Source organism: Rhizobium sp. BK316, assembly GCF_014193695.1.
In the GTDB taxonomy this organism is placed as follows: domain Bacteria; phylum Pseudomonadota; class Alphaproteobacteria; order Rhizobiales; family Rhizobiaceae; genus Rhizobium.
In genome coordinates this window covers 1,314,813-1,329,196 of sequence record NZ_JACHZR010000001.1, presented here as the reverse complement: position 1 = coordinate 1,329,196, position 14,384 = coordinate 1,314,813, and the positions used below count along the sequence as shown (strand labels likewise).

General features: G+C 58.9%; 10 protein-coding genes. 6 read left to right on the top strand and 4 right to left on the bottom strand.

The window, feature by feature from the left end:
• Positions 1 to 282 precede the first annotated feature (282 nt).
• The 3 genes from FHT87_RS05935 to FHT87_RS05925 all read left to right on the top strand — a co-directional run bounded on the left by FHT87_RS05935 (position 283) and on the right by FHT87_RS05925 (position 4,199).
• Positions 283 to 1,716: a basic amino acid/polyamine antiporter gene (locus tag FHT87_RS05935; protein WP_183726292.1), complete on the top strand. Its 1,434-nt coding sequence runs from the start codon at positions 283 to 285 to the stop codon at positions 1,714 to 1,716.
• Positions 1,717 to 1,735: 19 nt separating this feature from the next.
• Positions 1,736 to 2,980 (top strand): arginine deiminase, encoded by a 1,245-nt coding sequence (gene arcA, locus FHT87_RS05930; protein WP_210276650.1) that lies wholly within the window; start codon positions 1,736 to 1,738, stop codon positions 2,978 to 2,980.
• A gap of 178 nt (positions 2,981 to 3,158) precedes the next feature.
• Entirely contained in the window at positions 3,159 to 4,199 is a 1,041-nt protein-coding gene (locus FHT87_RS05925) for an AI-2E family transporter (protein ID WP_183726290.1), read from the top strand.
• Positions 4,200 to 4,234: 35 nt separating this feature from the next.
• Here FHT87_RS05925 and FHT87_RS31490 read toward each other — a convergent pair whose 3' ends face one another.
• The 4 genes from FHT87_RS31490 to FHT87_RS05905 form a co-directional block, all read right to left on the bottom strand.
• A complete protein-coding gene (locus FHT87_RS31490; protein ID WP_183726288.1) occupies positions 4,235 to 4,936 on the bottom strand; it encodes an alpha/beta fold hydrolase in 702 nt (233 codons plus the stop codon).
• A gap of 12 nt (positions 4,937 to 4,948) precedes the next feature.
• Entirely contained in the window at positions 4,949 to 8,155 is a 3,207-nt protein-coding gene (locus tag FHT87_RS05915) for a multidrug efflux RND transporter permease subunit (protein WP_183726286.1), read from the bottom strand.
• Positions 8,152 to 9,324 (bottom strand): efflux RND transporter periplasmic adaptor subunit, encoded by a 1,173-nt coding sequence (locus tag FHT87_RS05910; protein WP_183726284.1) that lies wholly within the window; start codon positions 9,322 to 9,324, stop codon positions 8,152 to 8,154. Before FHT87_RS05910 ends, FHT87_RS05915 begins: the two co-directional genes overlap by 4 nt.
• A 299-nt stretch (positions 9,325 to 9,623) precedes the next feature.
• Positions 9,624 to 10,322, bottom strand: a complete 699-nt coding sequence (locus FHT87_RS05905) for an MgtC/SapB family protein (RefSeq protein WP_183726282.1) — start codon at positions 10,320 to 10,322, stop codon at positions 9,624 to 9,626.
• Between the two features lie 119 nt (positions 10,323 to 10,441).
• Here FHT87_RS05905 and FHT87_RS05900 point away from each other — a divergent pair, with 119 nt between their 5' ends.
• The 3 genes from FHT87_RS05900 (at position 10,442) to FHT87_RS05890 (ending at position 14,208) form a co-directional block, all read left to right on the top strand.
• Positions 10,442 to 10,978 carry a YqhA family protein gene (locus FHT87_RS05900; RefSeq protein WP_183726280.1) on the top strand — a complete coding sequence of 179 codons (537 nt, stop codon included), beginning with the start codon at positions 10,442 to 10,444 and terminating at the stop codon, positions 10,976 to 10,978.
• 141 nt (positions 10,979 to 11,119) lie between these two features.
• Entirely contained in the window at positions 11,120 to 12,049 is a 930-nt protein-coding gene (locus tag FHT87_RS05895; RefSeq protein WP_183726278.1) for a substrate-binding domain-containing protein, read from the top strand.
• Between the two features lie 14 nt (positions 12,050 to 12,063).
• Complete coding sequence (locus tag FHT87_RS05890; RefSeq protein WP_183726276.1) at positions 12,064 to 14,208, top strand: methyl-accepting chemotaxis protein; 2,145 nt, start codon at positions 12,064 to 12,066, stop codon at positions 14,206 to 14,208.
• Positions 14,209 to 14,384 lie beyond the last annotated feature (176 nt).

Genomic DNA, 14,384 nt, shown 5'->3' with positions numbered 1-14,384 from the left:
CCGTTGCCGTATTTGTGCGAAAATGTCGCGCCACCGGCGCTTCCCCAACCTTCCGGCTTCACGCCGACCAGTCTTCTGCTTCTCAAGTCGCTGCCGTCAACGCGCACCTTAACGCCTTGTTCGCTAACTTCGTGAATTTCGTCACTTTTAGACGCAAAGCATAGTTCTGAGATTCTGTGCGATCACGGCCGGAACGGAAGCACTTTATAGTGTGGGTTAAAACGCACATTCCTGCTGCATGACATCTTCGAAAAGTCCGAACAACCTTCCTGAGAGGGCATTATGGCTTCGGCTTCCACGCAAAAATTATCCCTCTTCGCACTGACCGGGATGGTCGTCGGTTCGATGGTCGGCGCTGGCATATTCAATCTTCCCGGCCGTTTCGGGACGGCGACCGGTCCGTTCGGTGCGATCATAGCATGGTTGATAGCCGGCACTGGCATGTACATGCTTGCACGCGTGTTTCAGGCCCTGGCGGAGAAAAAACCGGAAATCGATTCTGGTGTTTTTGCCTATGCCAAAGAGGGCTTTGGAAATTATATGGGCTTCCTTTCCGCCTTCGGGTACTGGCTTGGCAGCTGCCTTGGCAACGTTTTTTACTGGGTCCTGATCGGCTCCACGCTCGGTCTGTTCTTCCCTTCGATCTTTGGCGACGGAAGCACCATCATCGCCATTGTCGTTTCCCTCCTGGGGATATGGGCCTTCCATTTCATGATCCTGCGCGGCGTCGAGCAAGCCGCATTCATCAATGTGATCGTGACAATTGCCAAGATCGTCCCGATCATCGTCGCCATCCTGGTTATGGCCTTCGCGTTCAATTACGCGCAGTTTTCCGCCAATTTCTTCGGCGGCGTGGATATGCCGGAAAAATCTTTGGTCGCGCAGGTTCGTGACACGATGCTCATTACCGTCTTCGTCTTCATCGGGATCGAAGGAGCGAGCGTCTATTCCCGCTTCGCCAAGACCCGCGCCGATGTCGGTACCGCGACCATTCTGGGCTTCATCGGAGTGACCGGTTTGATGGTGGCGATCACCTTGCTTCCCTATGCTGCGATGACGCGCTCAACGATCGCGGGAGTCCAAAATCCTTCGCTTGCCGGCGTCCTCGGAGTGGTCGTCGGCCATTGGGGCGCGGTATTCATTTCGATCGGCGTGCTGGTTTCGGTCCTTGGCGCCTATCTCGCATGGTCGCTGATCTGCGCCGAAGTGCTGTTTGCCGCTGCCAAATCGGCGGACATGCCGAGGCTTTTTGCGGCGCAAAACAGCAATAGGGTACCGGCCAACGCGTTGTGGCTGACGAATATCGTCGTCTCGTTGTTCGTCATCTCGACCTACTGGTCTCGCGACGCTTTCAACTTCATGCTCGACATGACCAGCGTGACGGCCCTTCTGCCCTACCTTTTGGTCGCAGGCTATGGCGTTTTGCTCGCGCGCCGCGGCGAAGGCTACGAGGAGACACCCGGGGAGCGCGGCCGCGACCAGGTCTTTGCCTGGATCGCCGTCATTTACACGATCATCATGTTCGTCGCCGCCGGGCTCAAATACGTTCTGCTCGTCAGCGTTTTGTTCGTGCCGGGCACCATCCTTTACGTCTGGGCGCGGCGCGAGCAGAAACTGACGCTTTTCACCAGCATCGAACTCATCGTTTTCGCCGTCACCGTGATTGCGGGACTCGTAGGATTTTACGGCCTGCTCAGCGGCACCATCACGCCTTGATGACATAGGGAGTAGATCGATGACACAGGAAATCACATTTGGCGTGCATTCCGAAGTCGGCCAATTGCGAAAAGTCATGGTTTGCGCGCCCGGCCGTGCCCATCAGCGTCTGACGCCGACAAATTGCGACGCGCTTCTCTTCGACGATGTTCTTTGGGTCGATAATGCCAAGCGCGACCACTTTGACTTTATAACCAAAATGCGCGACCGCGGTATCGACGTGGTGGAGATGCATAATCTGCTTGCCGAGACGGTTGCGATCCCCGAGGCCAAGAAGTGGATACTGGACAACCAGGTCGTCGCCAACCAGATTGGTCTCGGTCTTCTGAATGAAGTTCGATCCTATCTGGAAGGGCTTTCCGACCGGGATCTGGCCGAAACGCTGATCGGCGGCCTGTCGACGTTTGAATTTCCGGAAGCCATCGGGGGCGAGCAACTGGCGTTGATCCGCGATGCAGCCGGCGTCAACGAATATCTGCTGCCGCCGCTGCCGAATACGCTCTATACCCGAGACACCACCTGCTGGATCTACGGCGGCGTAACATTGAACGCACTCTACTGGCCGGCGCGTCACGAGGAGACGATCCTCACCACCTCCATCTACAGGTTTCATCCGGATTTCGCCGGCAAGGTCAACGTATGGTGGGGCGACCCAACGAAGGACTGGGGCCTTGCGACGATAGAAGGCGGCGATGTCATGCCGATCGGTAGGGGTAACGTCCTCATCGGCATGAGCGAGCGCACGTCGCGACAGGCGATCAGCCAGGTGGCGGCAGCGCTGTTTGAGAAAGGCGCCGCCGAGCGCGTCATCGTCGCGGCCATGCCAAAACTGCGCGCTGCCATGCATCTCGACACGGTCTTCACCTTTGCGGACCGCGATTGCGTGTTGATCTACCCCGATATCGTCAACAATATCGAAGCCTTTTCCTATCGCCCTGATGGCAATGGCGGCATCGAACTTCACAAGGACAAGGGCTCCTTTGTCGAGACCGTGCGCGACGCGCTCGGACTCAAGGCGATGCGTGTCGTCGAGACCGGCGGAAATGATTATATGCGCGAGCGAACCCAATGGGACAGCGGCGCCAATCTGGTCTGCGCTTCGCCGGGTGTCGTCTACGCCTACGACCGCAATACCTACACCAATACCTTATTGCGCAAGCAAGGCATCGAGGTGATCACGATCACGGGCGCAGAGCTTGGGCGTGGGCGAGGCGGCGGGCATTGCATGACATGCCCTATCGCTCGTGACGCCATCGACTATTAGTTGTGGCAAGAAAAAGTCGGCCCACCTTATAGCGCCCTGCTTGCCGTCGCTTGGGACGCGGCGGCAATCCGCTCGACGACCTGAAACTCATCGAAATCTCGAGTAGAGTCTGAAGGTCGTCATGAAGGATGGCCGGATTTTCAACAACACACTCTGACCTATCCAGGCGAGGGCAATAATGCGGGCAGGGCGACATCGAGCAGTTCCTTCGGCTCAGGTCGTCATTGCGGTGCTTGTCGTGATCGCCATGTTGCCGGCGGGTGCAACGGTACTTGCGCCGCTCGCATTAGCGCTCCTGGCGATCGCCCTTCTATGGCCGGTCCAGCATCGCGTGCAGACCTTCCTTCCACGATACGTCGCGCTTCTCGTGACATTGGCCGTTATGATGCTGGCCCTTCTAGCGTTCGGCTGGATCTCCACCTGGTCCTTCGGGCATGTCGGCGGATGGATGATCGACAATACCGCTCGCTTTCAACAACACTATGATGAGCTTCGTCAGTGGCTGGAGGGACACGGCATCGACGTTGATGTGCTCTGGGCCGACAATGTCGGCGCCGCTTGGGCAATGCGTGTGGTTCAGGCCGTGACGAGCCGCGTCAACAGCACGTTCAGCTTTTGGCTGATCGCTCTCACTTACCTTCTTCTCGGCTTGATGGAGGTCGAGGGTTTTGAGAGCCGGATCAAGGCGATGCGTAATCCGGTGGCAAGAAAATTCCTGCTCGACGGCAGCCGGGAAACGGCGCAAAAGCTTCGACGCTTCATGAGGATCCGGACGATCATGAGCATCACAACGGGGCTTTTCATCTGGTTATTCACCAGCAGCTTTGGGCTGCCACTTGCAAAGGAATGGGGCGCGATTGCCTTCGTTTTGAATTACATACCCTTCATCGGTCCGCTCGTGGCAACGCTGCTTCCCACCGCCTTTGCGCTCATTCAGCTTGATAACTGGCAATCGGCGATTGCCATCTTCCTGGGGCTCAACCTCATTCAGTTCACACTTGGCAGCTATATCGAACCGCGCATATCCGGCAGCGCTCTCTCCCTTTCGCCAGTCGTCGTGCTGCTTTCCGTTTTTGCCTGGGGTTATCTCTGGGGGATTTTCGGCGCGTTCATCGGCGTACCGATCTCGATCGCGCTGGTGACATTCTGCCGCCATCATCCTTCCAGCCGATGGGTGTCCGAACTTTTGGGACGCGGTAGCGAAGCCGGCGGCGTCTGATCTGAGACTGCGCCAGCGGTGAGGCACCAGGTCCTTTATCGAAACATCGCGAGGAGCGCCGTGCTCGCCTCCTGCATTGTCAGGCCGTGTTGAAACGCGCCTTTTTCGACAAAATTGACTATCTCGGCGATGACGATCGGGTTGAACATCATGAAGGTGTGCGTGGTATGTAGCACCAGATGGTCAGTCGCACCCTCCAATCTCGTCGATGCCACGGACACTTTTCCATCGTTCCTCCTCTTGATGATGGAGTTGAAAAGCGGATTGACGGATATGTCGCCCGCGATGATGCCAACGGGATAATCCGGAAGCGGCAGAAGCTTCGGCAACGCCGTCTGACCGGTTCCAAGCTCGCGTCCGGCTGGGCCGTTGATCCAATGAAATGGCAGCATCTCTCCGAAGACATCCACGATCTCGGATCCGTTGTTGGGTGGCGCCAGCATGACGACCCGCCCGAGATTTGGCGGACGCCGATGGGTCAGCCAATAGCGAACAAGAATTCCGCCCATGGAGTGGGTTACGAAATTGACGCGTCTCTGCCCGCACATCGCCACAGCATCACCGACGTAGCCTGCAAGTTCGGAGATTGTCGCGCGCGTTGAGGGATATTCGTTGTTGATGACGAGGAATCCGCGCCGTGCCAGCGCCTTCTCGACAAGCCGAAGGGATCCGCTGCCGCGCGCAAGCCCATGCACCAAAACGACGCATTCCGCATCATCCTCACTTGCATTACCCATCACGCCCCGGACCTACTCAACTTCAGCGTTTCCAGCTTCGACCCGACCGACCGACCCTTCATTCGTGTTGGTCGCCGCGGTAGGACCACGGGTCTTCTCGGCATGGGCGGCACCGAATAGTTTCCGCTTTGCGGCCTCCCTCACCGTCTGAACGAATATATAGAGCAAAGGAATGGTGAGGAGACCGACGATCGTTCCGAGCAGCAGCCCACCGAGAACGGTAACACCGATCGCCTGGCGGCTGCCTGCTCCGGCTCCCGTCGCCACCACCAACGGTACCACGCCCAATATGGACGCCATCGCCGTCATCAATACCGGTCTGAAGCGCTGTGACGTTCCTTCGTGTGCCGCTTCTATGATGCTGAGACCTTCTTCCCGCCGCTCCTTGGCGAACTCCACGATGAGGATGGCGTTCTTGGCCGCCAGCCCGATCAGCAGCAGCAGGCCGATCTGGGCGTAGATATTGAGATCGATGCTGCCGATCACCAGTCCCGCCAAGGCCCCGAGCACCGCGACGATCACGGACATCATCACGGCGAGCGGGACGCTCCAGCTTTCATATTGGGCGACGAGGAAGAGATAGGTGAGAATGATCCCCATGGTCAGGATGACGACCGTCTGTCCGCCCGCTTGCTTTTCCTGAAGGGCAAGTCCCGTCCATTCATATCCGAAGCCTGGCGGCAGCTTTTCCGCAGCAAGCGCTTCCATGGCGTTCAGGGCATCCCCGGTACTCGCACCCGCCGCAGCCTGCCCGTTGATCGCGGCGGATGGAAAAAGGTTGTAGCGGTTGACCGAGTTTGGTCCGTAGATGGTCGAGATGGAAAGCAATCCTTGTAAGGGGACCAGATCGCCTGACTGGCTTCGCACCCTCAGCCGCTGGATGTCCTCGATGCGTGAGCGGAACGTCGGCTCGTCCTGGATCCGAACCTGGTATACGCGCGAAAATATATTGAAGTCGTCGACATAGGCCGATCCCAGATGTGCTTGCAGCGTGCTGAAGATCGTCGCTGGCGAAACGCCGAAAAGTTCGGCCCGCCGCCGGTCGATGTCGAGATAGATCTGCGGCGCATCGGCCGAAAACGTGCTGAAGACGCCTGTTAACCGCTCCGTCTGGTTTGCTGCGACGATCAGCCCGCGCATCACTTCGGCAAGTTCCTCCTGACTTTGCCCGGCGCGGGCCTGAAGGCGAAAGTCAAAGCCGCCTGTCGTCCCGAGACCAGGTATCGCTGGCGGATTGAACGGGACAACCGACGCCGTCGAAACCTTTCTGAACTCCGTTCGAAGCTCGTTCATCAACGCAAAGACGCTCTGGTCCGGCCCGCGTTCGCTCCACGGCTTCAACGCCGAGATGATCATTGCCGAATTGGAGCCGCCACCGCCTATCATGCTCGTCCCGGCAATGGCGATCGTGTTTGCAATCCCAGGCGTCCGCTGGAGCACAGTGGTGACCGTCGCGACTGTCTCCTGCGTGCGCTCGAGGGAAGCGGAATCGGGCAATTGCACGTTCATGAAGAGATAGCCCTGGTCTTCCGCGGGGACAAAACCCACGGGCAGGATGCGATAAAGACCGTAGACGCCCACGACGGTAACCATGAGAAACAGCAGGCTGAGGGCAATCCTGCGGGCAAAAACCGCCAGCAACGAAACATAAAACCGTCGCGACGCATCGAGGCCCCGGTTTATTCTGCCGAACAGCTTCGACCGGCTCTCGTGTGCCGGCCGGAGGATGAGGACGCAGAGTGCCGGACTGAGGGTCAAGGCATTGATCGTCGAGAAGGTGATCGTGATCAAGATGGTAACCGCGAACTGACGGTAGAGTTCACCGGTTATACCGGCGAGGAATGCAACCGGCACGAAGAGGGCGGCCAGCACCAACGTTGTTGCAACGATTGGACCCGTGACCTGGCTCATTGTGCGTAGCGTCGCTTCACGCACGTCGACGCCCATCTCGCTAATGATGCGCTGGACATTTTCCACCACGATGATCGCGTCGTCCACGACAAGACTGATCGCGAGTATCATCGCGAAAAGCGTGATCGTATTGGCCGAATAACCCATGAGATAAAGCACGGCAAAACCGCCGATCAGCGAAACGGGTATGGTCAGCGTCGGGATGATCGTCGCGCGCCAGTCCTGCAGGAATAAGAATACGACCACGACAACGAGCACGAAGGTGATCGCCAATGTGACAAAAATCTCGTGGATGGTCTGCCGAACGAAGGCGGTCGTGTCGAAAACGACCGTGTAGGCGAGGTCATCAGGAAATTGTTTCGACAATGTCTGCAGCTCGCCGAGAACAGCGTTCGATACCGCCAGCGCGTTCGCATCGGTCGATTGATAGACGACGACGGTCGCGCTGGGCCTGCCATTCAGGGTCGATGCCGTATCGTAGGATTGTGCGCCGAGTTCGATCCGGGCGACGTCGCGGAGATGGACGATCGCTCCGTCCTGGTTGGTGCGGATGATGATGTTGCCGAACTCGGTTGCATCCGCAAGCCTTCCTCTGGCCATGACGGTCAACTGCAGCTGCTGACCGGTGGGCGACGGGGGCGAACCGAGCTGGCCGGCGGATGCCTGGACGTTCTGGGCCTGGATCGCTGCCGTCAGGTCTGCCGCGGTTACCCCAAGGGCCTGCATGCGATCGGGGTTCATCCAGATCCGCATGCTGTAGGCCGGGCCAAACACGCTCGCTTCACCGACGCCCGGCAGGCGGGCGATCGCGTCCCGGATGTTGATCATGGCATAGTTGCTGATGAAGACATCGTCCCTGGTGCCCTTCGGCGAGTAGACCGCAAAGCCGAGCAGCATGCTCGATGAACGAGTTCTGACCGAGACGCCTGTCTGTGTAACGGCAGCGGGAAGCCGCGGCGATGCCATTGAAACGCGGTTTTGCACGTTGACCTGGGCGATTGCTGGATCCGTGCCGGCTGCGAACGTAACTGTCAGGCTGTAGGTGCCGTTATTGGTGCTTGACGACGACATGTAGAGCATGTCTTCAACGCCGTTCACCTGATCCTCGATCGGCGCCGCCACACTGTCGGTCATGACGCTGGCATTCGCGCCGGGATAGCTTGCCGTCACCTGCACTTCGGGCGGTGTGATCTGCGGAAACTGGGCGACGGGTATCAAGAAGAGGGATAGGCCACCTGCGATCATCATCACGACTGCGATGACCATTGCAAATCTCGGCCTGGCAATGAAGTGCGCCGAAAGGTTCATTGCGCTGAACCCGGTTGCGGTTCCATGGGCGCGAGTGAGATCGCGCTGCTGTCGGTTGGAGAGACTTCCGTAGGCTCGACGACGAGGCCTTCCGAGACGTTCTGCAGGCCGTCGACGATCAGTTTCTCCCCGCCTTTAAGACCATCGTCTACTGCCCAGCTGCCACCGATCTGCCGGGTAATCCTTATTCGACGCAGCTCGACGGCATTCTGCGCGTTGACGAGCAGGACGTACTTGCCGTCCCGATCCTGCTGCAACGCCCCGAGCGGCACAACCGGACGGAGCGTCTTTTCCCTTTCCGATATGACAACTGTTACGAACTGACCTGGAATAAGCAGGGCATCTGGATTGGGAAATAGCGCCCGAACGGCCAGTGTTCCCGTCGCCGGGTCGATTTCGTTACCGAAGAATTCGATCCTTCCCGGCTCCGTGTAAGGTTGGCCGTTCGACAGCCGCAGGCTGGGCTTATAGCTGCTGGCAAGCGCCTCCTTGCCGATATTGCCTGCGGCCGCGCGCAGTTCGAGGATCGATCGATCGCTCACCGAGAACACGACACGGATCGGATCCATTTCGACGACGCGAGCCAGTGCCGTTGAACTGCCGCTGACGAAGCTTCCGACCGACAGTTCCGCAGCTCCGATGCGGCCGTCAATCGGCGAGACTATCCTGGCGTAGCTGAGATTGAGCTCGGCCTGGCTCACGCGCGCTTGTGCCGACAGAAGGTTTGCCTGGCCGGTTTCAAGGGCGGTCTGGCTTTCCTCCAGCGTCGCGCGCGATACGGTTTGATTGCTCAGCGATTGATTGCGCGCGACGCGGCGTTGAGCATCCGCCAATGTCGCCTGGGCGCTCGCAAGCGCTGCTTTGGCGTCCGCCAGCGCTATTTCCAGGGATCGCGTGTCGATCAGGAAGAGATCCTGATCCTTCCTGATCAACTGGCCTTCATCAAAAAGACGTTGGTCGACGAAGCCTTCGATGCGCGAACGGATATCGACGGCATTGACTGCCTCCACACGTCCGACGAATTCGTGTTTCGGCGAAACGTCTTGAACCGGCACGGTGAGGACGCCGACGGACGGACCAGCCCGTGCCGCCACGTCCTGCGGCACTGACATCAGAGCTGCGAACAATAACATCAGGAATGTCGGCGGAACTCGACGATGCAACGTCATCGACATGTCTCCAACAGGACCGAGAAAATCTGACAACTCAAGGCGGATGGAAGCAGTCTGCAAAAATTAGCATATGCTCAAATGCTACTACCAGTCGTGGAAAGCAGCAAGCGCTACTGCTGGCGCGTCCTGCCCTAATTTGGCGCCATGACGACCCATCGCCGGATAAGTGCTGCACTGTTGATTGCGTCGCGATCAGATGCTGATGCCACCGCTGCCGAAGTCGAACCCTGAAGCGGCGAGAGGCGGGATTCTTGCACTGTCTTTCATGCTCTTCCCAAGGAGCGCTATCTCACGTCTCAGTTGGTCTCATCGTCGGTTTTTGACCAGCTTGTTTGTGCGACGTCCGATCTCAAACTCAGCTGGGCCACGAGTTGTTCGACAACGCTGTCCTGGTCGGTTTTTGTGAAAACGATCGCTTCGATTTCCATTCTGTCGTCGGCATCGCACAGGCGGCTTTTTATCGATCGGAATTGCAGTTTGTTGGCGTTCAGCGATTGCAGCAGCGTCGCCCGGACTGCTATTTCATGATCCGTTGGGCATTTGAGCTTTATGTCGTAGATACGTTCCTGTTCTGGTGCGACCACAGACCAGGCTTCGATATACGATCCAAGCTTAGGAAGCGTGTAGTTGAAGGCGACAATGAAAAAGGCCGCTTCGCTAGCCAGAAGAAGCTGCCCATAGCCAGCGAAGACACCTACAGCGCCGGTGCTCCAGACTGTCGCAGCCGTGCTCAAGCCTTTGATGTTGGTGCCGTCGCGGATAATGAGACCCGCCCCAAGGAAGCCGATGCCCGTAACGACTTGAGCGCCCATCCGCAGATCGAATTCGAAGCCCATCGCACTCGGAAGCGACGCATAGGATGCGGCACCAAGGGAAACGAGCGCATGCGTTACGAGATTTGAGTTCCGCTGCTTCAAATGTCTTTCGGCGCCGATCAGCGTTCCGAGCAGCAACGCGGTCACCAGTTTGAGGAGAATTGATTGGCTGGCGTCCATATCGATCGCCTCTATGTTTATCGGGTGTGAGTGGCACCTACCCTCGTGCAGAAAGAAACCAGCATCCTCTCGTCTTTTTCTTACTTTGATTTGGACGTTGAAGTTCGATCGGAGAGACCATGATAAACATCCTGCTGAAGTTACGCTTCGTCATGGCGCTTGCATCCATAGGTGTTATTGCCGCCGCCGGTTTGATGTTTTGGGAGGGCCTGCTGACATTATGGCATGCCTTTGCCTATGTGAGAACCGACCCGGACCTTGCCGTCGTTGCGGCCGTCATGCGGGCGACGGATAAGCTGCTGTTTGCGATCGTCCTCGTCATCTTCGGCTGCGCCATCGCGCTTGGCTTTCTCGTCGATCTGTCGCCCGAACAACGCGCGGCGCTGCCCGATTGGATGGTCATCGACAGTGTCGCCGAACTCAAGAATCTCTTCATCCAGATGATTATCCTCTATCTGGTGGTCCATTTCGCCACGCTCGTCGCGGAGACCGACCAGATGCTGCAATGGAACGCGCTGGTCCTTCCCATTTCGATCCTGCTATTGGCCGGCGCGATGAGACTGATCGCCGGTTCGCCTGGGCACGGCGCTTACGGTGACCACGCTTCGGTTCAAAACAAACCACCCGCTTCCATTGCCAGCATCGATGATTCCTAAATTCACATGCGCGATCCTAATCCGGTGCTCCTTGATGCGTCGGGACGTCTGCAGCGTTTGGCTACAGCATCGTGCGAGTGAAAGGTAAAATTTACCAAGATTTGTAACGATCCGCCTCTATCCAAATCGCGGAGGAATTTTGTGAAAACTGCCACACTCGCATCCATCGCTTTGGCGATGTCGGTCTCCGCCGCCGGCGCCCAGACGATCGGCGTCTCAATGTCCGATCTTGACAAATTCAGAACGGCGCTCCTGAACGGCGTCGTCACCCACGGGCAGACGATTTCCGGCCTCAAGCTCGTCACCGAGAACGCAAAGGGTGACAACGAGCTGCAGAAGCAGCAAGTCCAGAAGCTTATTGCCGACAAGGTCGATGCGATCATCCTGGCGGTTTCCGATGGCGATCTCGGGCCGCAGATGACCAAGATGGCGGTAGATGCAGGTATTCCGCTAATCTACATCAACAATGTCCCCTCCAACCTGCTCGACCTGCCGGAAAATCAGGTGGTGGTCGCCTCCAACGAGAAGGAATCGGGAACGCTGGAAACGAAGCAGGTCTGTGCGCTCCTGAAGGGCAAGGGCCGCGTCGTCGTGCTGATGGGCGAACCCTTCCACGCAGCCGCCCGCGCCCGCACTCAGGACATATCGGACGTCATCGCCGCGCCGGAATGCAAGGGCCTCGAGATCGTCGAGCGGCAGGCCGCCTACTGGTCGCGCGATTATGCCGACCAGCAGATGCAGGAATGGCTTGCGGCCGGCGTCAAGTTCGACGCTGTCATCGCCAACAATGACGAAATGGCGCTCGGCGCAATCCGCGCCATGAAGAAGGCCGGCATGCCGATGAAGGACGTCGTCGTCGCTGGCGTCGATGCGACCGACGACGCGCTCGCCGCGATGGCGGCCGGCGATCTCGACGTCACCATTCTTCAGAGCGCGGTCGGACAGGGTGCGACCGCGGTCGATGCCGCCGTCAAGCTCGTCAACAAAGAGAAGGTGCCGCGGGAAAACAACGTTCCCTTCGAACTCGTGACGCCTGAGAACATCGCCAAGTATCTGCCGAAGACCCAGTGAATAAGAGGGCTATCATGTTGCATTTCTGGAATAAATTCGGCATCCGCGCGCAGATTACGTCGGGCTTCGTACCGCTGTTCCTGTTGATGAGCCTTCTCACCGTCAGTGCGATCTCCGGCATGAACGGGCTTGCCGCCATCTTCGCCTCCTACCGCGCCACGGCAGGCCAGAGCCTCGCCATATCGGATTACAGCGACCAGCTGCACGAAATCCAGATGTCGGCGGAAGCTTTCCGCTCCACGCCGACACAGGCCGTCGTCGACAGCTTCCGTGCCGGCGTGAAAGCCTTCGAGGCGGACGATCCGCGTTTTGCGGACAACAAGGACTTGCAGTCCGGCCTTACGACGATCCGTCAAGACATCGCCGCCTACGGCAAGGCATTCGAACAGATCGTCTCCCTCCAGGCCAGGCGCGACATGCTGATTTCCAAGGTCACCGAATTCGGCCCTTGGACCAGCATCGCGCTCAACGACGTCATGCGCAGCGCCTGGCGTCAGAACGACGTGGCTCTGCTGCACATGACGGCGCAGACGCTGGAGGCCTTGAACCGCAGCCTCTATTTCTCCGAACGCTTCGTACATTCGGACGATTTCGCCGCCTATGACACGGCTCAGGCAGCGCTGGCCGAAGCGGTGGCGCTCAATGATGCCGCCGCCAAGACTGCCAAGAACGAGCTGCAGAAGAAGCGTCTGATGGGCGCCGGCCAGCTCATGCAGAATTATACCGCCCGTCTTGGCGACATGAAGGACGTGCTGCAGGCATCCGGAAATATCCGCCAGACGCAGCTCAACGTATTGGCTCCGAAGATATCGGGCGAGTTCAAGAACCTGCAGGCGACCGTGACCGGCGCGCAGAAGAATCTTGACGGTTCGGTGGAAGCAACGGTTGCCTCGGCCACCAGCGCGACACTCGTCATCAGTGGCCTGCTGATTGTCATCGGCCTCGTGCTCTCCTATTTCGTCGGACGGCTGATTTCCTCCGCCGTCCGGGGCATGGCGCAGTCCATGGAGCGGCTTGCCCGCGGCGACGACGCCATCGTGATCACGGGCGTCGAACACCGCCACGAACTCGGCGCCATGGCGCGTTCGCTGAAGGTTTTCCAGGAGACCGGTCGCGCCAAGCTGATCGCCGAATCCAATGCCGAACGCGCGCGCCTGGCCGCGGAGGAAGAACGGCTTCGCCAGGAAGCCGAGCGCCTCAGCGATGCGCAGGTGATGGAGCATGCCTTCCGCCAGATCTCGCTTGGCCTGGATGCGCTTTCCAAGGGCGATCTCTCGGTCCGTGTCGGCGAAGTCGACCACCGCTACGTCAGGATCCGCGATCACTTCAACAACTCGGTCGCAAGCCTGGAAGAAGCAATCGACTCCGTCATTCGCGCGGTCACGACCATCCGCTCCGGCCTTGCCGAAATCTCCACCGCCTCCAACGATCTTGCTCGCCGCACCGAGCAGCAGGCCGCTTCGCTGGAAGAGACCGTAGCGGCTCTCGGCGACGTCACCCGCGGCGTCAACGGCACGGCAGAAGGCGCCAGCCGCGCCCAGGCTGTCGTGGCGACGGCCCGCACCAATGCCGAAAAGGGCGGCGAGATCGTCTCCCGCGCCATCGCCGCGATGACGGAAATCCAGAACTCTTCGTCGAAGATCGGCAACATTATCAGCGTCATCGACGAGATCGCCTTCCAGACCAACCTCTTGGCGTTGAATGCCGGCGTCGAAGCCGCACGCGCCGGTGAGGCCGGCAAGGGCTTTGCCGTCGTCGCGCAGGAAGTACGCGAACTCGCCCAGCGCTCGGCCAATGCGGCAAGAGAGATCAAGGAGCTGATCTCCACCTCCTCGATGCAGGTCAAGACGGGCGTCGAGCTGGTCGGCGAATCCGGCGTCTCGCTCGACCAGATCGTCGAGCAGGTGACGGCCATGAATACGACCGTCGCCGAGATCGCGGTGGCGGCCCGCGAGCAGGCCACGAGCCTGCGTGAGGTTTCCGCTGCCGGCGATCAGATGGACAAGGTGACTCAGCAAAACGCTGCGATGGTCGAACAGACCACGGCTGCCGCCCAGAGCCTGACGCAGGAAACTGAGAACCTAGCAGAATTGCTGTATCGGTTCCGGACAAGCAGCGCTCCCATCTCAGAAAACCGGCATTATGCGATGGCATCGTGACGCTCTTTTGGCACTCGCTTTCGATCGCAGAACCTTGCCGAATGTGGCGGAGCATTCCGGCCCCGACCGTCCGCGCTCTGGCGGATGGTCGGTGCGCACCGCTGACACCGAAGCGCCTGCCCATCCTCGCGCCCTCGTGTGACGCGAATTTCCGCTTTCCCGCGCGACGCTATGCT

Coding starts and splice junctions, on each gene's coding strand:
- FHT87_RS05910 (WP_183726284.1), bottom strand. CDS start 9,324: ATGACGTTGCATCGTCGAGTTCCGCCGACATTCCTGATGTTATTGTTC.
- FHT87_RS05900 (WP_183726280.1), top strand. CDS start 10,442: ATGATAAACATCCTGCTGAAGTTACGCTTCGTCATGGCGCTTGCATCC.
- FHT87_RS05905 (WP_183726282.1), bottom strand. CDS start 10,322: ATGGACGCCAGCCAATCAATTCTCCTCAAACTGGTGACCGCGTTGCTG.
- arcA (WP_210276650.1), top strand. CDS start 1,736: ATGACACAGGAAATCACATTTGGCGTGCATTCCGAAGTCGGCCAATTG.
- FHT87_RS05925 (WP_183726290.1), top strand. CDS start 3,159: ATGCGGGCAGGGCGACATCGAGCAGTTCCTTCGGCTCAGGTCGTCATT.
- FHT87_RS31490 (WP_183726288.1), bottom strand. CDS start 4,936: ATGGGTAATGCAAGTGAGGATGATGCGGAATGCGTCGTTTTGGTGCAT.
- FHT87_RS05915 (WP_183726286.1), bottom strand. CDS start 8,155: ATGAACCTTTCGGCGCACTTCATTGCCAGGCCGAGATTTGCAATGGTC.
- FHT87_RS05935 (WP_183726292.1), top strand. CDS start 283: ATGGCTTCGGCTTCCACGCAAAAATTATCCCTCTTCGCACTGACCGGG.
- FHT87_RS05890 (WP_183726276.1), top strand. CDS start 12,064: ATGTTGCATTTCTGGAATAAATTCGGCATCCGCGCGCAGATTACGTCG.